This is a genomic window from Leptolyngbya sp. FACHB-541 (assembly GCF_014695875.1).
Taxonomy (GTDB): Bacteria; Cyanobacteriota; Cyanobacteriia; order Elainellales; family Elainellaceae; genus JAAUTN01.
Genome location: NZ_JACJPC010000140.1, coordinates 1 through 20,251, shown reverse-complemented (window position 1 = coordinate 20,251; position 20,251 = coordinate 1). Strand labels below are relative to the sequence as shown.

Annotated in this window: 25 protein-coding genes and 2 pseudogenes; 9 read left to right on the top strand and 18 right to left on the bottom strand. The window is 47.7% G+C overall.

What is annotated here, in order from left to right:
* The first annotated feature begins 99 nt into the window (after nt 1-99).
* Together psaI and H6G00_RS30790 are read left to right on the top strand one after the other, a co-directional pair.
* Complete coding sequence (gene psaI, locus H6G00_RS30795; RefSeq protein ID WP_190641916.1) at nt 100-213, top strand: photosystem I reaction center subunit VIII; 114 nt, start codon at nt 100-102, stop codon at nt 211-213.
* Between the two features lie 83 nt (nt 214-296).
* Nucleotides 297-782 carry a photosystem I reaction center subunit XI gene (locus tag H6G00_RS30790; protein WP_190641915.1) on the top strand — a complete coding sequence of 162 codons (486 nt, stop codon included), beginning with the start codon at nt 297-299 and terminating at the stop codon, nt 780-782.
* Nucleotides 783-942: 160 nt separating this feature from the next.
* On the opposite strand, the gene H6G00_RS30785 is transcribed toward H6G00_RS30790, so the two are convergent.
* From H6G00_RS30785 to bioB, 9 genes are all read right to left on the bottom strand, one after another.
* On the bottom strand, nt 943-1,062 hold the full coding sequence (locus H6G00_RS30785; protein ID WP_190641914.1) for a photosystem II reaction center protein J: 120 nt from the start codon (nt 1,060-1,062) through the stop codon (nt 943-945).
* A gap of 88 nt (nt 1,063-1,150) precedes the next feature.
* Nucleotides 1,151-1,276 carry a photosystem II reaction center protein L gene (locus tag H6G00_RS30780; protein ID WP_190641913.1) on the bottom strand — a complete coding sequence of 42 codons (126 nt, stop codon included), beginning with the start codon at nt 1,274-1,276 and terminating at the stop codon, nt 1,151-1,153.
* Between the two features lie 8 nt (nt 1,277-1,284).
* Nucleotides 1,285-1,419, bottom strand: coding sequence for a cytochrome b559 subunit beta (gene psbF, locus H6G00_RS30775; protein ID WP_190641912.1), 135 nt, complete (start codon nt 1,417-1,419; stop codon nt 1,285-1,287).
* Nucleotides 1,420-1,561: 142 nt separating this feature from the next.
* Entirely contained in the window at nt 1,562-1,807 is a 246-nt protein-coding gene (gene psbE / locus H6G00_RS30770) for a cytochrome b559 subunit alpha (protein ID WP_190641911.1), read from the bottom strand.
* A gap of 159 nt (nt 1,808-1,966) precedes the next feature.
* Complete coding sequence (locus H6G00_RS30765) at nt 1,967-2,980, bottom strand: photosynthesis system II assembly factor Ycf48 (protein ID WP_190641910.1); 1,014 nt, start codon at nt 2,978-2,980, stop codon at nt 1,967-1,969.
* A gap of 60 nt (nt 2,981-3,040) precedes the next feature.
* Nucleotides 3,041-3,406, bottom strand: a complete 366-nt coding sequence (locus H6G00_RS30760; protein ID WP_190799628.1) for a rubredoxin — start codon at nt 3,404-3,406, stop codon at nt 3,041-3,043.
* A gap of 122 nt (nt 3,407-3,528) precedes the next feature.
* Nucleotides 3,529-4,023, bottom strand: coding sequence for a signal peptidase II (gene lspA / locus H6G00_RS30755; RefSeq protein WP_190799627.1), 495 nt, complete (start codon nt 4,021-4,023; stop codon nt 3,529-3,531).
* A gap of 71 nt (nt 4,024-4,094) precedes the next feature.
* Nucleotides 4,095-4,679 carry a biotin transporter BioY gene (locus H6G00_RS30750; RefSeq protein ID WP_190679711.1) on the bottom strand — a complete coding sequence of 195 codons (585 nt, stop codon included), beginning with the start codon at nt 4,677-4,679 and terminating at the stop codon, nt 4,095-4,097.
* An 83-nt stretch (nt 4,680-4,762) separates the two neighbouring features.
* Nucleotides 4,763-5,881, bottom strand: coding sequence for a biotin synthase BioB (gene bioB / locus H6G00_RS30745; RefSeq protein WP_190799626.1), 1,119 nt, complete (start codon nt 5,879-5,881; stop codon nt 4,763-4,765).
* 697 nt (nt 5,882-6,578) lie between these two features.
* Between bioB and H6G00_RS30740 the strand changes: the two genes are divergently transcribed.
* From H6G00_RS30740 to H6G00_RS30730, 3 genes are all read left to right on the top strand, one after another.
* Nucleotides 6,579-8,687: a BamA/TamA family outer membrane protein gene (locus H6G00_RS30740; RefSeq protein WP_190799625.1), complete on the top strand. Its 2,109-nt coding sequence runs from the start codon at nt 6,579-6,581 to the stop codon at nt 8,685-8,687.
* Nucleotides 8,688-9,158: 471 nt separating this feature from the next.
* The gene (locus H6G00_RS30735) at nt 9,159-9,407 is read left to right on the top strand and encodes a hypothetical protein (RefSeq protein WP_190641904.1); all 249 of its coding nucleotides are present in this window, start codon (nt 9,159-9,161) and stop codon (nt 9,405-9,407) included.
* Nucleotides 9,408-9,695: 288 nt separating this feature from the next.
* Nucleotides 9,696-10,475, top strand: coding sequence for a class I SAM-dependent methyltransferase (locus H6G00_RS30730; protein ID WP_190799624.1), 780 nt, complete (start codon nt 9,696-9,698; stop codon nt 10,473-10,475).
* Nucleotides 10,476-10,623: 148 nt separating this feature from the next.
* Here H6G00_RS30730 and H6G00_RS30725 read toward each other — a convergent pair whose 3' ends face one another.
* The 3 genes and pseudogenes from H6G00_RS30725 to H6G00_RS30715 form a co-directional block, all read right to left on the bottom strand.
* Nucleotides 10,624-11,769 (bottom strand): alkene reductase, encoded by a 1,146-nt coding sequence (locus H6G00_RS30725; RefSeq protein WP_190799623.1) that lies wholly within the window; start codon nt 11,767-11,769, stop codon nt 10,624-10,626.
* A 227-nt stretch (nt 11,770-11,996) separates the two neighbouring features.
* The gene (locus tag H6G00_RS30720; RefSeq protein ID WP_242042603.1) at nt 11,997-12,371 is read right to left on the bottom strand and encodes an isochorismatase family protein; all 375 of its coding nucleotides are present in this window, start codon (nt 12,369-12,371) and stop codon (nt 11,997-11,999) included.
* 36 nt (nt 12,372-12,407) lie between these two features.
* Nucleotides 12,408-12,902 (bottom strand): annotated as a pseudogene (locus H6G00_RS30715) (transposase).
* Nucleotides 12,903-13,804: 902 nt separating this feature from the next.
* On the opposite strand from H6G00_RS30715, the gene H6G00_RS30705 reads away from it, so the two are divergent.
* A complete protein-coding gene (locus H6G00_RS30705) occupies nt 13,805-14,425 on the top strand; it encodes a LysE family transporter (RefSeq protein ID WP_190642552.1) in 621 nt (206 codons plus the stop codon).
* A 226-nt stretch (nt 14,426-14,651) separates the two neighbouring features.
* Here the strand turns inward: H6G00_RS30705 and H6G00_RS30700 are convergent, their stop codons facing one another.
* Nucleotides 14,652-15,446: an SDR family oxidoreductase gene (locus H6G00_RS30700; RefSeq protein ID WP_190799621.1), complete on the bottom strand. Its 795-nt coding sequence runs from the start codon at nt 15,444-15,446 to the stop codon at nt 14,652-14,654.
* 275 nt (nt 15,447-15,721) lie between these two features.
* Complete coding sequence (locus H6G00_RS30695; protein ID WP_190799620.1) at nt 15,722-16,417, bottom strand: DJ-1/PfpI family protein; 696 nt, start codon at nt 16,415-16,417, stop codon at nt 15,722-15,724.
* Nucleotides 16,418-16,510: 93 nt separating this feature from the next.
* Between H6G00_RS30695 and H6G00_RS30690 the strand changes: the two genes are divergently transcribed.
* Together H6G00_RS30690 and H6G00_RS30685 are read left to right on the top strand one after the other, a co-directional pair.
* Nucleotides 16,511-17,212 (top strand): LuxR C-terminal-related transcriptional regulator, encoded by a 702-nt coding sequence (locus H6G00_RS30690; RefSeq protein WP_190799619.1) that lies wholly within the window; start codon nt 16,511-16,513, stop codon nt 17,210-17,212.
* Nucleotides 17,213-17,393: 181 nt separating this feature from the next.
* Nucleotides 17,394-18,113 carry a hypothetical protein gene (locus H6G00_RS30685; RefSeq protein ID WP_190799618.1) on the top strand — a complete coding sequence of 240 codons (720 nt, stop codon included), beginning with the start codon at nt 17,394-17,396 and terminating at the stop codon, nt 18,111-18,113.
* 71 nt (nt 18,114-18,184) lie between these two features.
* Here H6G00_RS30685 and H6G00_RS30680 read toward each other — a convergent pair whose 3' ends face one another.
* Genes H6G00_RS30680 through H6G00_RS36370 form a run of 3 tightly spaced genes read right to left on the bottom strand, consistent with a single transcriptional unit; the run spans nt 18,185 to nt 19,417 of the window.
* The gene (locus H6G00_RS30680; protein ID WP_190799617.1) at nt 18,185-18,682 is read right to left on the bottom strand and encodes an MFS transporter; all 498 of its coding nucleotides are present in this window, start codon (nt 18,680-18,682) and stop codon (nt 18,185-18,187) included.
* Nucleotides 18,679-19,068, bottom strand: a complete 390-nt coding sequence (locus tag H6G00_RS36375; protein ID WP_277882011.1) for an MFS transporter — start codon at nt 19,066-19,068, stop codon at nt 18,679-18,681. The genes H6G00_RS30680 and H6G00_RS36375 overlap by 4 nt, the downstream gene beginning before the upstream one ends.
* Nucleotides 19,019-19,417: an MFS transporter gene (locus H6G00_RS36370; RefSeq protein WP_190799615.1), complete on the bottom strand. Its 399-nt coding sequence runs from the start codon at nt 19,415-19,417 to the stop codon at nt 19,019-19,021. Before H6G00_RS36370 ends, H6G00_RS36375 begins: the two co-directional genes overlap by 50 nt.
* Nucleotides 19,418-19,861: 444 nt before the next feature.
* Here H6G00_RS36370 and H6G00_RS30665 point away from each other — a divergent pair, with 444 nt between their 5' ends.
* Nucleotides 19,862-20,143 (top strand): hypothetical protein, encoded by a 282-nt coding sequence (locus H6G00_RS30665; RefSeq protein ID WP_199318815.1) that lies wholly within the window; start codon nt 19,862-19,864, stop codon nt 20,141-20,143.
* Between the two features lie 2 nt (nt 20,144-20,145).
* On the opposite strand, the pseudogene H6G00_RS30660 reads toward H6G00_RS30665, so the two are convergent.
* Nucleotides 20,146-20,251 (bottom strand): annotated as a pseudogene (locus H6G00_RS30660) (IS630 family transposase); the annotation flags it as partial.

The window sequence follows — 20,251 nt, the reverse complement described above, 5'->3', positions numbered from 1 at the left end:
GGCGACAAATTTTGTTAAAAATCTTTAGCAATCAACAATTTGCTCTCATTTCACAGTAGATTCTGTTCTAATGGCTTTTTCTAATTAGGAAACTTAGTTATGGCAGCCTCATACTTACCCTCGATTTTAGTTCCCATTGTGGGCTGGGTCTTTCCCGCTGTAGCAATGGCACTGCTGTTCATTTACATCGAACGCGAAGACTCCCCCACCTGATAATAGCTGCATCGCTAGCTGTATCAGATTTTTCCTCGGAAACGAGATAGGCATTACAGAAGAACACTTGGAGATACCTAAATATGACGACAGAAGTAGTCAAGCCTGCTGGTGATCCTCAGATTGGCAACCTGGCCACCCCAATTAATTCCTCGGATTTCACAAAAGCATTCATCAACAATCTGCCCGCTTACCGAGCAGGTCTGTCTGCTCAGCGGCGGGGATTAGAAATCGGCATGGCTCATGGTTACTTACTGTATGGGCCATTTGCTTTCACTAGCCAATTTCGCAACTCCAACGTTGCCGACATCGTTGGCTTAATTGAGGCAGTGATTTTGGTAGTGATTCTGACGATCTGTTTGTCGCTTTATGGCAGCGCAGGCGTGAAGAAGCCAATTGCTACTGTCACCACGCCCAATCCTCCTGAGTCTCTAGGCACTTCAGAGGGCTGGAGCGAGTTTGCAGGTAGCTTTTTGGTGGGTGGAATCGGTGGCGCAGCGTTTGCTTATCTGATCTTCCAGGTGTTTGAGTCTGGAGTGCTGCAAACCTTCGGCAACTTGGTTGGTTAGTCTTACATAACCATCCTAAACATAGCCATCCTAAATGGTCTTTGAAAGCACCCGCTCCCTGAGTGAGTGCTTTCAAAGTTTATGAAGCAAATTAATAAATAAAAAGGGAGGCAGGGTTTAACCCGCCTCCCTTTTGTCTTTCTAAAAGCTGACTCAGTTCTTAGATTGAAGAACCTAAACCTGCGTAAGCACCGTAGAAGAAAAGTCCCAAAATTGCGAGTGCGCCTAAGCCAGCGACTGTTGCGACTACCCACAAAGGAATTCTGCCAGTTCCAGACATTGTTTTACCTCCTAACTCACACGAAACACAGCACGAAAAATAGAGTCAAACTAATTTGAAATTCTCCTTAATGGAGAACTATCTTAAGCTAGTTGAAAAAGTAGCTTGAAAACAAAATGCCAAGTACGAAAACCAACAGCAAACCCAGGTATAGAGAAGTTCTATTTAACTCGACTGGTTGCTTGTTGGGGTTTGAACTTCTGGTTGGTGGCATGGACCCTCCTAACGGTGAATAAACTGCATTGATGCGATCGCACCCAAGAAGAAAATCGTCGGAACCGCAAGAGTGTGAACGGCTATCCATCTAACGGTGAAAATTGGATAAGAAACGGGTTGATTAGGGCTGTTGCTCGTCATAGTCTATCTTTGTCACTCGTGAAACTGTTGTGCAAAACTGCTGTCCAATAAATCGTTTAACTTATTGGCTGCCATCAAATAGGCTGTCTGCTTTAAGCTGGAGTTTTAGTTGGAAACCTGTATCAACTCCTGCCATTAATTTCTATCGGATAAACTCTTCAATTTGCTGTTTACCTTCAAAACGGTCTTGAACGATGGGCACTTCTTGGCGAGTTTGAGTGTAGTATTCGTTAGGTCTAGGTGTGCCAAATGCATCATATGCCAGACCTGTGCTAACAAATAGCCAACCTGCAATAAACAGTGCGGGAATGGTAATACTATGGATTACCCAGTAGCGAATGCTAGTAATAATGTCAGAAAACGGACGTTCTCCAGTAGTACCTGCCATTCAAGTTCCTCCCAATAACAACTGAATCCTGATCTATATCATACGAGAGTAAGCAAAGAGTCACAAGCAAACCTAGTCCTAACTGCAAACCTAATTTAGATTTGAGAAGCGTTCAAAACCACTAGCTTTGTGCTTCTAGGAAATAGTTTGCTCTAGCTTCTAAGCGGCTTGCGATTGAGGTTCATACCTCAACAGCGTACCGCGTTGACCTAAGATGAATCCGCGCTCCGGTGTAACAAAAACAATCCGGTACAGATTAGATGGAATGTTCTCTACACCCCGATCTTTTTCCCAAGTCACACCACCATCGGTGCTGCGGAGCAAGTTGCCACTGCCTCCAGCCACCCAAACTTCTTCGGGTGTGCGATAAGCCAAGTCGAGCAATCCCCAACTGGTCGAAAATTCTGGGTTGGTTGCTTCATCCCATTCTTCAGTGCTGTTGGGTTCGCTGAACTGGACGATTCCACCTCTAGCCAACAGCCACAAGCGACCGTCTCGGCTAAAGCCCATATTTTGCAGCTTCCGAGAACTGGTGCGGTTGTGGGGTTGCCAAGCTTCTTGTCCGGGTTCCCAGGTTGAGTAGAAGTTACCACGGGCTGAAACGGCAACGTACTTACCATCGGGCGATCGCGCAATATTCCGCAATACCCCGACTGCCTCTTGCACCATTGCCTGCCAGGTTCTGCCACCGTCCTCAGTTTGATAAATCGCACCGATGTCAGTGGTCATCTCAGCCGACTGTTTCGCCAGAGCGGTAATGGTGTTGGGTGAACCCGGCAATTTATCGCTGAGAGGCACCCGCAGCCAGGTCTTACCGCCATCCGTGGTGTGTAGTAGGATTGCAGGTTGACCCACGACCCAACCTTCCTGTCCGGAAAAGCTAACCGAGGTGAAACTATAAACTTGCCCCTCATCGAGTTCCAGCGCACGAGGTTGCCAGGTTTGCCCACCATCAAATGTTTCTAGCAGTGTAGAACTCTTTCCAACCAACCAGCCATGCTCCAAGTCATCCGTGAAGGAAACGTCAGAAAGGGTGGCTTCAGTAGAAAGCGCAACGGGCTGCCAGGAGTTATAGCTAATGGACGGTAAAAAGGACCTGGTACAGCCAGTACAAAATAAGACCGCTGCCAATAATATTACAATTCGTTTCAAAGGTTTCAGGATCGGGTGCATCAGAATTTGGTTCAACGGTTTTCAAATAGCTTGGTCAAAAGAGTTGGAAGGGCGATCGCCCTACTGCAACCCATAGAGGCTGAGGAAAAACAAAACGCCTAACGCCAAGGCACCAAAAATCAAAAGGTTTTTTTGACCAGGCGTTAAGGTATTTACACCTAATCCGTAACGAAGATTTTCCTTGAACCCAGAGGGATTTCCCACTGGTCCAATATTGCTAAACTGCCGGGTAGAAGCATTGCACACCGGGCAGCGCCAATTTGAAGGCAACTCTTCAAAGGGTGTGCCTGAAGAAACGTTGCGCTTGTCGTCCCCTTTGGCAGGTTCATAGATGTAGCCACAAGCGCCACATTCATGGCGATCTAGCGGCTTTGGCTCAGTAGACTCGACAGTGTCAGGATTTTTTGGATCAGCTTCAGTACTCATGGTTACGCATACCTAGAGGTGGACTGGACAACAGCCAACACTAGCCAAACTTAAATATCTGTTAAAAATCATTCTATACAGAACTTAACCACAAATCTAATTTTTCTCAGATTTTCCTGGCTTCATTTTTCTGTTTTGCCACTTGAGCGTGGCCCGTTTGAGCGGGGAGGGTTATAGAAAACAGCGATAAGCAGACAAATAATGCCGATATTAATAAAGACATCCGCCAGGTTAAAAACGGGAAACCGAACCAGGCGGAATTCTAAGAAATCTACGACTTCTCCAGCGGCAAAGCGATCAATGCCATTTCCTAAAGCACCTCCCAAGATGAACCCGTAGCCTGCCTGTTCCCAGCGATTCATCACAGGTCCAAACCAGGCGAGCGCCATCAATCCCAGGCTTACGCCCAGCGACAGCCAGCGCAACCAGCCACCTGATTCGCTGAATAGGCTAAATGCAGCTCCGGTATTTGTCACGTAGGTGAAGTGGAACACGCCGTCCACAACCGGGATAGAGTCGTTCAATTCCATTGCCTGCACGACCCAGTATTTTGTGATTTGGTCTAGCACCAAACCCAGGAAGGCAGCAACCCAGAAAAATTGGTTCTTAATATTCATGAATGCAGACTAGAGGGTTGCCGAACAAAATTTCTACAGTTAAGTAGCTAACCATAATTGAACATCTTTACCTAGTAGAACATGAGATGTCGCAGTGCAAAGGCAAGAACTGTGACGGCACACACTACAGCAAGCTGTCCCGGAATCGGATAAATGGAGAAGTTTAAGACTGCTTGAGGAAAGGATAGGGCGTTAATGTCAACCCAGCGCAACATATAGGTTGCAATCAAATATCCCAATCCCGTTGCGTGAATGGTGAATAGCCCGGACAGGCAGCTAAAGGCGAGAGATTCCAGGCGCGACGGCAACCGAAATGCGAATGACCCACAGACCCATGCTCCCGGAATGAAACCCAACAAGTAGCCGAAGCTGGGCTGATAAATGTAGTCCAGCCCACCCCCCTGGGTAAAAACTGGAAATCGGGTTAAGCCCAGAATCAGATAGGCAATTTGTGAAAGGGCTGCTGCCCGCTTCCCGCCCAGACATCCAACTAACAATACGGCCCCTACCTGAAAGTTGACTTGCAGGGAATAGGTTTGTACGCCGTCTTGACTCCAGTTCCAGGGGAGGTTGGTGGTGAACGCTTCCAAGAAGGTGCCACCGATGGTGAGAATCAGACCGATTAAGGCCCACAGGAGTTCGGTGGGAGGGGTCACTTTCAAATCAGAGGAAGGGGCTAGGAGCTAGGGACTGGGGGCTAGGGGTTTGAAGGTTAATTTTTTGTGCAAGACACAAAAAATTAACCTTCTTTAAACGTTGGAACGGGAGCTTCGCCGCCCTGAAGGCCGAGTTCCTGGAGCATGGCTTGGTCTTGCTCCGGGGGTTGTCCGAGGGTGGTGAGGTAGTGCCCGACTAGCATAGCGTTGATGCCTGATCTTAGACCAAGCGTTTGCAGTTCGCCCATGACGGCTTCGCGTCCACCTGCGTAGCGGATAATCTGCTGAGGCAGGATCAGGCGGAAAATAGCGATCGCCTTCAACGCTTCGTAAGGATCAAGTTTGGGGCGATCGCCTAGAGGAGTGCCCGCTCTGGGATTGAGCAAATTCAGCGGCACCGATTCGACTTCTAGCTCACGCAGAGACAGCGCCAGGTCAACTCGATCTTCCCAGCTTTCGCCCATGCCCATGATGCCGCCCGTGCAGGCTTGAATGCCAGCGGCTTTGAGGTTTTTGATAGTTTGGACGCGATCGCGCCAGCTATGGGTGGTGGCGACATTGGGAAAGAAGTTTTCTGAGGCTTCCAGGTTGTGGTTGTAGCGGGTGACCCCGGCTTCTCGCAACGCTTCAGCCTGTTCGGGGGTGACTTCACCCAATGCACAGCAGGGCTTGACATTGGTTTCTGCAATCACTTGTCGAACGGTTTCTAGAACTTGCTCGAACTCGGCAGATTTGCTGTATTTAGGCCCACGCCCCTGACTAACTAGGCAAAACCGTCGGGCTCCGGCGGCTTCGGCTGCCCTGGCTTGAGCCAAAATTTCCTCGGTCGGCTTTAGTCCATAAACGGGTGAGTCTTCTCCGGGATGGTGAGCCGACTGAGAGCAAAAGCCACAGTTTTCAGAACAGTTGCCAGACTTGACATTAATAATGCTGCACAGGTCAACGATGTTGCCGCAGCAAGCTTGCCGCACGCGATCAGCTGTTTCGCACAGCAACAAAATGTTCTCTTGACCTTTGATTTGAGTCAGGGCGATCGCCTCTTCACGACTGAGGCGGTGTCCGGCAATGATGCGATCGCTCAGTTCTCTGAGCTGGTTGCTTAGAGGCTGGTTGCTTAGAAGCTGCTTGTTCGGAGACAGTGTTGCACTATCGGAATGCTGCTCCGAATCTACAGATAAAGGAGATAAAGGGGTTTGAACCACGTTCTACCTTCTGGTTACAATGCTGAAATTTTACGTTCTAGAGATTGTCCCACACAAGCTATTCGTTACATCTGTTACTTGCCTAAGACCAAAGCTGTGCTGGTGGATCGTTAACAGGAACTTAGATAAAAGAAAATCGGTCAGAGTAAATAACATTCCGAACCGTTTGCACAGCGATCGCCACCCTTTTTGATTTGTAACCCTAACTCAAAACTCAAAGTCTAGAAATTAGAACTTGAGTTGTTTTCGTCACCTCTGTCCGTCTCGAATTTTCGTCACCTTTCACCCTAACTTACGCCACAGATTCTTACAGCAATTTCTACTTGGATAAACCACAAATCCCTGTAGGGGCAGTTCGCGAACTGCCCCTACGCTAGGGCTCGCTGCCTTTGGATAAGGCGCTTGAGCCCCTGGTTTTACTTGTTCTACAAACAAGGGCGTGATCTCTGATTTTGAGCAGGTCTTCCTGTATAGTTGGCTGATAAGATCTTTGCTTTAGTAGAGACAAACAGTTTTACTGTTTTGCTAATTCACCAGTTAAAGCGGAATTTTATCAGTTGGTAGTTTCATTACTTGATTTGAGAAAGGCAAATTGAGTCATTTGGGCAATGGGTGAATGAGTTGGGTTGAGACGCGAAGAAAAGGGTTGAGCGATTGAGTCCGGAGATTTCAATGAATTTCTAGAGTTGAAGCTGCTATGCGTGTTCCTGTTTTCGCGTTTTGTACTTTAGCAATGTTGTCGGTTGGAGAAGTGAGGGCGATCGCGCTTCCAGAGATGCTGATGGCTCAGGAATTTTCTCAAACGCCTACCGAGGCTGCTCCGGGTAGCCAAATTCCTTACTATCAGGACTACCAGCCAGCAGCCAGCAGCGCTGCCCCGATGGCAACGCCTGCGGCTGCTAGCTCAACTGCGGAAGCAATGTCTGACGCGTCTCCAGCATCTTCGTCAGACAGGACTGCTCAATCTCCTGATTTTCCTAGCCCAGTTTTGCCGTCCACTCCGCCTGCTATTGCTCCCGCGCAAACCAGTCCACCTCCGCCAGTTAATCTGTTGCCTGAAGATGTCGTGGTGACTGCGACTAATGTTCAGGTTGTGGGTGTGGAGCCAAACCTGCGACAGATCGTTCTAGAAAACATTCAAACGCGACCGGGTGGGGCAACCAGCAATACTCAGCTTCAGAGTGACATAGCGGCAATTTTGGCGACGGGGCTGTTTGCCGATGCGAATGTCACCAGTTTTGAGAACCCGGATGGGTTAAGTGTAGTGTTTTCGGTAGAACCGATTGTGGTGCGATCGCTCCAGCTTTCGGGGGCACGAGTGTTGCCGCTAACCGTGGTCAACCAGATCTTTCAACCGCAGCTAGGGCAACCCGTTGACCCAACCGCGTTGAGACAAGCCGTTCAGCAAATTAACCAGTGGTACGTTGAAAACGGCTACACCCTGGCGCAAGTGTTGGCGCTGCGTCCTAGCCCTCAAGGGGTTGTCACCGTTGAAGTGCTGGAAGGTGTGATTAGCGATATCAACGTTCGCTTTGTGAATGAGGAAGGCGGCACTGTTGATGAGGATGGAGAACCGATCGAAGGACGCACTCGCGAAGACTTCATTCGCCGTGAACTTCAGCTTCAGCCCGGACAGGTATTTAACGAGAATACGGCTCGGCAGGATTTGCAGCAGCTCTATGCCCTGGGTTTATTTGAAAATGTAGACATTTCGCTCGGCGGCACCGCGCAACAAGTGGATGTCACCTATAACTTGGCGGAGCAACTGTCTCGTTCATTTAATGTAGGTGGCGGCTACAACGACGATAGTGGACTGTTTGGCACCGTCACTTATCAGGATCAAAACTTTGGCGGTGTGGGTGAACGCATCAATGCAGATGTGCAAATCTCTGCCGAAGATTTTCAGTTTGGCACAAATTTCACCAGTCCCTATCGAGCCAGCAATCCCGATCGCCTGGGCTACAGCGTCGATGCGTTTCGTCGCCGCACGCTTTCTCGCACGTTTACGGATGAAGTGCTGTTGCCGAATGGCGATCGCGTCCGAGAAGGACGATTTGGCGCGGGCGCTTCTGTTTCCCGTCCTTTGGGGGAATGGGATGCTGAACTGGGATTGAACTACACTCGCGTCAGTTTACGTGATGGCGATGGCGAAATTTCTCCTCGTGATGAGGAAGGAAATCCGCTTAGCTTTAGCAACACGGGCATTGATGACCTGACGATTCTAGAGTTTTCAATGACGCGCGATCGCCGCAACAATCCAGTGAACCCCAGTGAAGGAAATGCCTTAACGCTCAGCACCGAGCAAACCATCCCCATCGGCAACGGCAGCATCTTTGGTAATCGCCTCCAGGCAAACTACGTGCAGTATGTTCCCGTCGATGTTTTGGAGTTGGATGAGGCAACCGATCGCAACCCTGAGGTTTTAGCGTTTAACCTTCAGGGGGGTACAGTACTGGGTGATTTGCCGCCTTACAATGCCTTCAACCTGGGTGGAGCAAACTCAGTTCGTGGCTACCGAGAAGGCAGAGTGGGTACGGGTCGCAGCTATGTCCTGGCATCAGCAGAATACCGTTTTCCCGTCTTTGATCCGGTTGGGGCAGTGGTGTTTGCTGACTTTGCTTCTGACTTGGGAACGGCAGATGAAGTTTTAGGAGAACCGGGCAATGTGCGGGACAAACCCGGATCGGGATTTGGCTTTGGAGTTGGCTTGAGAGTTCAGTCACCTTTGGGGCTAATTCGGGCGGACTATGGAATTAACGATGATGGAGAAGGAAGACTACATTTTGGTTTTGGTCAACGGTTCTAAAAACCGACCATGAGGTTTACACAATTTCCACTTGTATAGACCATAAACTCCCGTGAGGACAGTTCGCGAACCGCCCCTACACTAACGTGCCTTTCCACTTCTCAAAAAGTCTATAACTTATCACCTTGACTAAATACCGTTCACTCAGATATGCTCTCACGTTAAGGTTGTCTTTTTCACTCACGGCAACCCACTAAACCCAAAGATCTAGCGCCGCTCAAAGCTGTGTCCAGCAGCAATGAGCGACTAACCCCCAAACTGGTAACAGCAGTCTGGCGGCTAATGGTGAATTTTAACACTCCCTTAGCCACCCCGACTTGTCATGTCAAAGAAAGCGTTGCTGATCCTTTAAGACATGAAAGTGAAAATAAACTCACTTTTAGTTCTCTCACTCACTTATGCAACGTGTGAATTAGTGCGGGGTGGCTAGGTTTTTGGGGTTTCCTCAAAAACCTCAAGGAGTTACAACTCATGTCTCAATGTTTCTTGGAATCTCCCAACGCATCCCCTGTTGAGAGAGAAGTTGCCGCTATCCAAAGTAGTGAGCGCGATCGCCTGCGAGTTCTCATCATCGGTTCTCGCGATGGTGTAATCGAAACAATTCACGACTTATATCATCGAGGCTTTGCTGAAGTGAATGCGTGGAGTCCACTGTTACCTGCACCCAGTTCTGGTGAAGTGATGAGTATTTTGACACGCGATCGGAGAAAGGGAGAGTAGAAAGAGAGGGAGGAGGGGGCAATCGCGCCCTCTTCCTTGATTCATTTAACGGATTCTGCACCTCAAGCTCACCCAATCTGATGCACAGATATGAATTCAGAGTAGTCTTCACATCTTTATGCCCCAGTAGTCATGAGGTGCTGAGATTCTGAATTTATGCGGAAAGTTTCTATATAACCTCCGCGAGCAGAGGTACTATACGGCTTTCAGTTACCCATCGGGAGTGTACTTTGGTGCTGTTTAGGGGTGGTAAATAATAAGCAGGTGCTAAAGATTTGAGGAGGCGGGATGGCATTCTACGATGTGATTGGTAAAACCTATGCTCAAACAAGAAGAAGCGATCCACGCATCACTAAAAAATTGCTAGAGATTTTGGCATCCTCACCAGCTTCTACGATTGCGGATATTGGTGCTGGAACAGGTTCTTACGCAAGTGTTTTGACTGAGCATGGGTATCGTGTTTTTGCAATTGAGCCATCAGAAACTATGCGGAGTCAGGCGATCGCTCATCCTGCAATCGAATGGATGGATGCATATGTGGAGAACTTGCCGCTATCCGATCAATCTGTGGATGCAGCTATCATCATGCTTGCTTTCCACCATTTTCCAGACTATCGGCAAGCATTAAACGAGATGCATAGAGTTGTAGGAAACGGACAAATGATATTCTTCACCTACGACCCAGAGATGATCTCCAGCTTCTGGTTGACTGAATATTTTCCCTCATTCATTAGAGATGTTGAATCCACATTTTTGCCAATTCCAAAGTTGCTAGAGATTCAATCGATTACGGATAGTGTAGCAAATGTGATTCCCTTTCCTTTGCCAAATGACCTATCAGATTCATTTGCAGCAGTGGGTTGGGCGCGACCGGAACTGTACCTAGATAGTGATATTCGCAATGGTATCTCTTCGTTTAGCAAGATTGATGATGATGAGTTAAATAGTGGTCTATTCCGCTTAAGCGAAGATTTAGAGAGGGGCTGGTGGGATCGCAAATATGGGCATCTACGCCAGCAAAGCGAGTATGATGTCGGCTACCGCTTTTTTCATCGCTCAGCCGTATAACAATTCGGGTGCAACGGATCGAACGAAGTCAATAGGTGAGATGCAAAGATCCCTGCAACCGCTGACCCGAACCGTTAGCCTGTGCATTCAGGCGATCGCTCCCATTCTATTTCTCCCAACCGTTCAATTTTGAGAGATGAGATAGAAATTAATGGCTATGTTCTAGTGTTGGCGATTGAAGGAATGGGTAATCGGTGTAACCCTTCTCAAAGCCGCAGTTTTCAATTGAATCATTGCAGGGAGGCGCATAGAACGTGGCAGAATCAGGTGCGTTGAGAGGCGCATCAAGACGGAATCGCTCTGGTAAATCTGGATTGGCAAGAAACAAATTACCAAACGAAACCAAATCAGCATTGTTTTCTGACAATGCGGTCATTGCAGTTGCTTTGGTGTAGCCACAATTAACCATGAGCGTACCTTTATAAAGCGGTCGGAACAGGCTCGTGGGAATTTTCTGTCCACCGTGACGCAAATCGGCTTCGCTGGCTTCCATCAAATGTACATAGGCAAGGTCAAAGGCATTGAGAGCATCAATTGCGTAGCTGAAGGTTTCAACCGCATTAGAATCTGCCATGCCGTTGTAAGTGTTGCTGGGAGAAAGTTTGATGCCTACTCGTTTTGCACCCCAGACCTGAGTCACCACTTGCGTCATTTCCAGCAGAAAGCGAGTGCGATTTTCTAACGAACCGCCGTAGCGATCGCTCCTCTGGTTGGCATTATCCTGCAAAAACTGGTCAATGAGGTAGCCAAACGCTCCATGCAGTTCCACGCCATCAAACCCTGCGGCTAAAGCGTTTTCTGCACCCTGCTGAAATTGATGAATGATTTCTGAAATTTCATCAAGTTCTAACGCCCTGGGTGTTACGTAAGGCTGCATTCCTTGGGGTGTGAAGGTTTGTCCCTGAGCGGCGATTGCGCTGGGACCGATCGGTGTGGCTCCTTCTGGATGCAAGAGTGGATGAGCGACCCGTCCAGCATGCCAGAGTTGTAAAAAAATTCGCCCACCCTGCTGATGGACAGCATCGGCTACGAGTTTCCACCCGGCTGTTTGCTCAGCGGTAAAAATACCGGGTGTGTTGGCATAAGCCGTGCTGAGCGGCGAGACTTGGGTCGCTTCAGTAATGATCAAACCTGCCGATACCCGTTGAGCATAGTACTCTGCGTTCAGAGTCGTAGGGATTTTCTTTTCCCCCTGACCCGCGCGGCTACGAGTCATGGGAGCCATCACCACTCGATTGGGTAGTGTCAAAGAGCCTAATTCAAAAGGTGTGAACAGGTCGATTGTTTTGCTCATCGTAGGTCATTCCTGATGGTACTTCTGTGTTTATGGGCGATTACCCCGCAAGGGGAACTGCTTCGCATCGCAACTACTTGTTAATCAATTTGGCTAGAGTTTCTTCGTACATAATGGTTAGTATCGTTTTTCCAAAATCATACGACCATGAAACCGCTAACTCTGCCATCACCTGATTGGTTGAAGTGAGCATCACTCCCTGCTTTTCCATTCTCCGCAGTGCTGTTTCATCTGCCAGCGTTGTCGGCGATCCACCAACATCCGACGACCACCTGAACTCTGTAACCATCTTCCACCGCACTAATTGCCGGGTAGACAATGCAAACATCATTGGTTAGCCCTGCCATAATCAGCTTTTTCCTACCCCTTGCCTCCATTGCTTGCTTGTAATCTTCGTACTCCCAGCAATCCACCATACCAGGACGTTTCACTCTCTGCTCGTATGCTTCTGGCGCGATCGTCTGCAAATCATCTAGCAGTTCATCTAGCAGTAACCCTTGAAACTGTGTTTCCATACTGCTGGTTAAAATCAGGGGCACCCCAGCTTCTTTTGCCGTTCGAGCAAGGGCGCGAGTGTTTTGGACAATTACATCATGGGGCAAATTACGAGCCAGTTTAGAGGATGTCTGAGAAGTGTACTAGGCTAAGCGATGAAGCATGATGCGAATATTAGCAACATAGATAAAAGCTTCTGAAGTTTGTGGAAGGACTTCGTAGTCTTTACTGAGGCGACGACACTAGTTGAACCAGCCAAAGGTGCGTTCAACTTTCCACCGCTGTGGAACAGGAACGAAGCCTTTGATAGCATCTTTTTGCAGCACAGGTTCACCAATCGGGCGGTACGTATCGGTGACAAAGCTTACTCGCACCCACTAATACAGTTTGTGGTTGATGCGTTCCTAAGTTCCATTGACTCGCTATACCCGAAAGTAGTGATAGACCGTTTTCCAGCAGGGGAAGTCAGAAGGTAACATTCGCCAAGCACACCCAGCACAAAGAATGTACAGAATCGCGTTGACGACTGCTTGCATATCGACTCTGCAAGGACGACCACCGGGTTTGGCAGCGGGAATCAAGCCTATCAGTAGTTCCCATTGTGCTTGAGTCAGGTTGCTCGGATACGATGTACTCATAGCTCTCGAAATGCTGTCTTGATTTGCTATTGACAGGTTATCGTTTCGAGAGCTTTTCTACTTCTCAGACATCCTCTGAGACGTAGAAAAGCTCTCGAAAAGCACTTCATCCAGAGAATTTCGAGAATAATAGCCTGGGGTAGGGGTTATACGGAAAATTTCAGTACAATAAATTGTCGTACAGCAGAATTTGTCTATGAGGTTGTACCTAGAGACTGCTTGTTAGTAGCAAAAGTCTGTCAAAGAAGTTCTCATTCAACATCAATGCTATATCTGTTGTTATGTGAAGCCATAAAGTGAGGCAGCCTATGGAGAGATATAACCCGCTGACCCCCGCTGCATCGTTAGAGGAGAGGAAACAGCAAGCTCTTCATCAGTGCGATCACCCTAGCAAAGATTTTGCTAAACGTGCTGACCGTCACAAAGCTCGATATAAGCAGCTTCAAGTTACTAGTATTACGCTAGCTGTCTGCACAACCATTCTCTCAGCTTTGTCTGCTAGCAGAGTGCTTGTACAGTTGGATTGGATTGTCCCCGTTGTAAGTGGTTTAGCAACACTTTCAACAACGTTGTTGAGCCAAACAAATACACAGAAAATGTGGGTGCAGTCTCGTAATATTTCTCAGCAGTTTCAGACACAAATTTTTCTTTATTTACAATGCAGTGGGGAGTATGCAAATGTACAGGATGATTCAGAAAGACTTCAATTGTTCTCGAAGCATTTAATGGAGATTTGGTCACAGGCACAGGAAAATTGGTCACAGCAAGCATCTTCTGGGAAGTAAACAAGTCTTGGTTCGTAGGTTGCTGCGCAACAATTCTGGTGCAGCGGATCGACTGGAAACACCCATGGTGTTGCAAAGGTATTGGAAACCGCTGACCGGAACCGTTAGAAAGCACCAATGAACGAATTCTTCCTTTCCGCACTGGCATTCGGATTGGCTGCGGGTCTCAAACCGGGGCCACTCGGTGTAATTGTAATTCAACAAGCTTTATCGAGAGGGCTTTTCGCCGGAGTCCGAGCAAGCCTTGCCCCATTGATTACCGATGGCCCAATCATCATCGCTGCACTTTGGTTTCTCTCGCAATTCAAGAGTATTGAACTATTTGCCGCTGCTCTAAGTTTGGTTGGAGGAGCTTATCTGCTTTGGCTATCCGCGAGGATGTTTCGCGTCAACAACATTTCGTTAACCGGAAAGCTCGAATCACAAAGCTCCCTCGCAACAGCAGTGAAGGTGAACCTTCTCAATCCGGGTCCCTATCTCTTTTGGTTCACGGTTGGCGGGAACTACATCATTCGTGGCTCTACCGCCGAGAGCGTTGTCTTCGTCGTAACCGCTATTGGAACCCTGATAGCTTCCAAGGTTGCTGTTGCCATTCTTGCCGTCCGCTTCTTTCCGTCCTTGGAGAGTCGTGGCTACCGCCTAACAATGAAATTACTTGCTGGCACCTTGGTCTGGTTTGGTCTCGTGTCCATTATGAGGGCAGCTGAACTTGGACTCCACTATGCCCGCGCTTTCTAACTCTTCGTAGCAGCGGACGGCCAAAAAGCCTACGCTTTTGTCCGTCGCTGAACTCCAACGTTAGGACGGACTTGCTTGTTCCAGTCTTTGTCAACTGAGGTTAATCGCAGTAGAAACGTCAGCGCTCTTGCTCATTCTTCTTCAATCTCACCCTCGAGCGTTTGCTGTTTTGTTTGCTCTATCAGAATTGGTTCGTTCTATCAAACTAGCGATGGGAAGTGGGGTATTATCCTTTGCCAAAATCATTTCCTAATATCAACTTCCAGAAGCTAGAAACCCACTTTCGCGGCACAAACCGAGGCAGCGTAGCCAGAATGGGATTAACCAGACTGCCAGGAATCACGATCGGCTCTCGTTTTTCAAATGCTTTTAGGGCATCGCGTACAACAGTCTCAACTGGCATATCGATTTTTTCAGCTACGTTAACCAGGAACGATGGAAATCCCGCTTCTTTGAAGAACTTAATGCCCGCCGGTCCTGGGCAAACAGCTAGCACATGCACTCCGTAGCTGCGATTTTCTGCCCACAACGCTTCGCTAAAGCTGAGAATAAATGCTTTTGTTGCCGCGTAGATCGAGAAATAGGGCATAGACTGAAACGCAGCCACCGAAGACAAATTGATTATCCCTCCCGTTCGACGCTGCCGCATTCCAATCAAGAAGCGATGGCTCAAATCCACAATTGTCGCAATATTAAGCTGCACCATTTTCAGCTGCAGGTCGCGATCGCTTTCGGCAAAATCACCGTAATCTCCAATCCCAGCATTGTTGACTAATAGGTCAATCGATCGTCCAAGTTGTTGCACAGTTTGAAAGATAGTTTCTGTCGCGTCTGGTGCTGTCAAATCCTGAACAATAATGTCTACTTGGATTTGATGTTGATGTTTGAGGGAATTGGCAAGTTCCTGTAACTTGTCCTGGGAACGAGCGACCAGCACAAGATCGGTTTGACGTGCTGCTAATTGTTGGGCAAATGCTGCACCAATGCCAGCAGAGGCTCCAGTAATCAAGGCTGTCGTCATGCAAACTTATCTCACTTTACTAAAGTAGATTCGGCTAAGTTCATAGTTTCTGCATCATTCCGAAGAACTATTACTACAATAGACTTCCTGCGTGAATGGTAGCGCGGCGGAGCCGCGCTACCATTCACGCTTCAAAAAGTGATTCATGCAGGAGGTCTAGTAAACAAGGAAGTAGTAATACGGTAGCTGTGTCTAATGAACCGACCCGTGATCTTGCTAAGTTGGTCGGTGGGGATGCAGCCTTGAAATTTCGGCTGAGCCAGCAACATCAGAAATTAGCTTTTCAGGTTGAGTTGACTCGCTGTCTTTTTTGTTTGGGCTAGGAAAGCATCAAGGAGTGGTTTGCCAAATTGCATCAAGGGTTGCACAATTTCTTCCCCCGCTGTTTCAGGTGTGCCTGCGTTAAAAGGTGGTTCAGGGGTATATTCCATCATCAATTGAGCCATCTTTGCAACCTTCTCTCCACAAAGCAGTCCCAGCAGCGTTAAGCCAAAATCAATTCCTGATGTAACACCAGCCCCTGTGATGCGATCGCGGTCAACAACAACTCGTTGAGGCACAACTTCAACTCCCATCATTGCCAGCTGATCACGAAATGCCCAATGGCAGGTTGCTTTGTAGCCTTGCAGTAAACCAGCCGCTGCCAGGATCATTGAACCTGTGCACACACTCGTCACATATTGAGCAGATTTTGACTGCTGTTGCAGCAAGTCCAAAATTTCAACGTCTTTTATGATCTCGATTTGTCCCATACCGCCACCTGGCACACAAATCACATCCAGAGGTGGGCAATCGGCAAGTGTTACGGTTGGCGTCAGGATCAAACCTTCATTGCTGAGGATAGGGGTCAGATTTTTCCAGACCAAATGCACTTGTGTATTGGGTGGAAAGGCTAAAACTTGGTAAGCTCCCATCACGTCAAGCTGAATTACACCCGGATAAATGAGAAAGCCAATTTGTAGTTGAGACATTCCCCTCAGTTGTTTAATAACGTCTGGTTGTGAAACGATTGTAGGGAAAGCCTGCTAACGCCAATAGTCCTCAAGTGGGTACACTTTTAGCCTATGCCTCGTTCTCTTTCCCCTTTGTTTCAAGCGATCGCTACTGCACCAACTGAACAAGCCCTGCGGTTTAGGGTGATGGATAGTATCAGCGAATATTTTGGAGTGCAACGCTGGGGGATTTATCTTCTAGATGTAAATAACGGCTTAGCCAGTGTTGATGCAAGAGGGGTTTCAGATACGTTTGTTGAACAGTATCAAAAGTTTGGTAAGTCTGTTGATCCAGTTTTGCAGTATGTTTTGCAATACCATGCTCCGGCTCATGAAGAATTAGTTCTACCAAAGGGAAGCTGGAAACAGAGTGAGTTGTATAAAAGATGCTGTTCCGCCTATGATCATGAGCATATTATGACGGGTCCAATTGTTGGGCAAGGTCAGTTAATTGGTACAGTAAACTTTGCTCGTATTGGTCATGTATCTGCGTTTAGTCAATTGGATCTGGCTAGTTTAGGAGCCGTTTGCACTCACCTTTCTGCACGTCTTGCTGAACTGCGGCAACAGCCCTGGGGTACAAATCCATTCGTCAAGTGTCTCACGCCTAGAGAAGTTCAAATTGCTGATCTTGTTGCAAAAGGGCTGACCAACGCAGAAATTGGTGCGGAGTTATGGATCACTCAGAATTCTGTAAAACAAGCTCTAAAGCGTATGTTTCGGAAGTTAGAAGTTTCTGCTCGGACAGAAATGGTAGCGAAATTGCGTATGTGATAGGCTCCAACCATGGAGGCAGTTGAATAGAGCAAGATAGCAATTGTGATGTGTGATGCGGTAGACATCACAACACCCCTAGTTTTGAGTTCAAGGCTTCTGCTGCCGCTCATTTCAACCGTTCTGCTGTGAGTCAGCTTTTCTTCGCGCACAATTTTACAAATAGATTATATTGCTTCGTATGGATATGTGGGCACTTCACAAAGAAGATTGGGAAGCTCTTGAATCTTTAGAGGTTCCAAGGTGCGGTCGTAGATTGGATGTGGCAGGATTTGTCTTGGGCGATTCATTCGAGACGATTTTGCGGAACATCTCAGAAAATTACCTGAGTGCAGCATGGGCGCGCGTATCAGAACGTTTGAAGCAAAATCATATTTTTGCTAGTGATTTGACTTGGGGATGGATGCACCCTGGGGAAACAGGACTTCCTGACACGCTCGACACACCCGAAGCTTCCATCGTTATACCGACCAATTTCACAGGGTGGACAAGTTGCGAACTGTCAGAAATTTGGCGAACTGGAGAATGCAAACGCCTTGATGCACAGTTGAAGAATGGCGTCCCCTCAATCCGTTGCACAGCAACCTGGCGGTCACTCAAATGGAACATTGCGCCGCAGGACTATCAGTTAGCGTTGAAGCTCATTGAAGTGAATTGCACTGAAGAAGTATCAGATTGGCATCCCACCTCTGTGTTACAAAACATTGATGAACCAATTGAACTCTGGCGGCAGATAGGAAGAGCCATACAGGATAATAATCAGCCGCAGGTTGATACTCTGTTAGAGGAAGCAAGACACTTATATACATCATTAGGATTTCGGATTCTCCTTCGAGGGTATAAAACGTACCTTTACAGCGGTGCTCATGAAGGTCACATCACTTTGCCGGATTTGGTGTAACGACCAAAATTCCAAGACATCGCGTTGCAGCAGAACAAGGCGCTACACTCGGCTCATGCATTACACCTCTATCAGTATCGAATCATTCGTGATAGCACAAACATCACAATTGATGCCAGCCATGCACTCACCACAATGCTGAGAATGGCGACATCAAAACTACCCGTTGCTGCCACGATTGACCCTAGAATTAGAGAGCCGCCCACCTCTCCCAACAACATGGATAAACCGTTATAAAGTCCTGTTCCTGCACCCACTTGATTGGCTGGCAAGATGCGTTGAATGATTGCGTATTCTTGAGCCGCATAAGCACTTTGACAGAACACTGCGGCGACAAAAAACAGTACCAAAAGTTCTACTCTATTGGTAGTGGAAGCAATATAAACCATCCCACCTGCTATCAGAAAACCGACTCCCGCAAGTTTTGTCCTTTGCTGCAACTTGTCGCCTAGATAAGCCATCAGCGCAATGCCAGCGATTCCGGCTGAAAAAATTAAAGCAAGCGGCCATCCCAGTTGTGCAAAATCGATCGCCTTTGCACGATTAAAGTATGTCGGCAACCAGTTCAAGACACCAAAGGACAAAAGGCATTGAGACTACCTCCTACAACGGCAAGCCAGAATCGATGATCTCGACGATATTGAACCGACGGTCTTTGCTGCCGCTGATCGTAAGCGGTCGTATCCACAGCAGATTGTACTGAAGACGGCTCATCCGGCACTAGAAAGTAAACTAATGGAATCGAGAGCAGCATTCCAGCAACGCCCAAAACCGCAAAGGTAGAACGCCAACCCCAAACCTGAATCAACGGCACCACAATCAGCGGTGCGATCGCTGTAGACAGCAGAATGCCGCTTCCCAAAATCGCATTGGCACGCGATCGCTCTCCCGACGAAAACCATTGACTAATAATCGCACTCAACATCGGAATGTGAACCCCTTCTCCCAGCCCCAACAGCAAACGTAGGACAATCAGAGCTGTATAAAGAGTATCCAAACGGTGCGCTCAAAGTCGTAACGAGGGAGAAGGCTGCGATCGCTGCTATGACGCTTCGTTTTGCCCCAAATCGCTCTGCTAAAGGACTCAGCAACATGTTGGACAGAGCGTAGGATAAAAAGAAAGCAGCCAACAATAACTCGCCCTTTGAGCCTACTTCGCGATCGCTCCAATTAAAGTCTTGAGCAAGACGAGGTATCGCTAGAGATAGGTTGTTGCGGTCTAAATAATTTACAAAAACCGTTACAGCAAGTACGGCAGGAATTTGCCAGCGAGTTTTGGAGTTAAGGGTTATAGGGGTTGGCATCAAGGGCTTTCTAGATCAATCTCCTCAGTTTACGGAGATGTATCTATTAGCACAAGGTGAAATCATCTGGAATCACATAAGGACAATCTTGAAATCCGCTGGCATGGGTTATGAGAACATAGTTTCTTTACGAACTTATCTATCAAGCCCTGAGTATGATGAACTAAACGTTCAGTTAAGAATGAAATATCTGGGTAACAATGAACCTGCCGCAACCGTGATTTGTTGTCAGCTCCTGAAATCAAAGTGGAAGTTAGCAATCGAAGCGATTGCCGCAACATAACAAGTCATTGAATGCAAGGAACAGCCCAGAGAATTTGTACGTTTTATTTCAAATCGTTGGGAGGAGCGATCGCCTCTGGCTAAACTCTAGATTTCTAGCCAAACCTTATGAATTCGTTGCTAACGAACCTCCGGCTGAAATGGTTTTTAGCCACTAAAGCCATGAATTGCAGCATTGATTTCGTCGAAGTTCTCTATAGAATTTACCTGAATCACAACAAAGTCATCCATTTTCGCAACGGCTACCCGGTTTATTCCCTCTCGACTCCCGCTTTATTTAGCAAACCCGCTGCTAATTTCATTGCTCGTGCCCTCTACCGCACGATTCAAAACAAGAACCTGCCCAACATGATGAGTTTTGCGGTGAATGATGACTGCAACGCTGCCTGTCAGCATTGCAGCTTTTTCACAGCCGTAGAAGAACCAGGTCGGGCAGTTCTATAGCTCTACGGGAGCACGTTAGGACAGGTTTTGAAAGCTGCATCTATACAATTGTGAAAACTCTCAAACTCACTCCATCGTTGTCGCATCCAGTTCTTGAGCACAAACCAC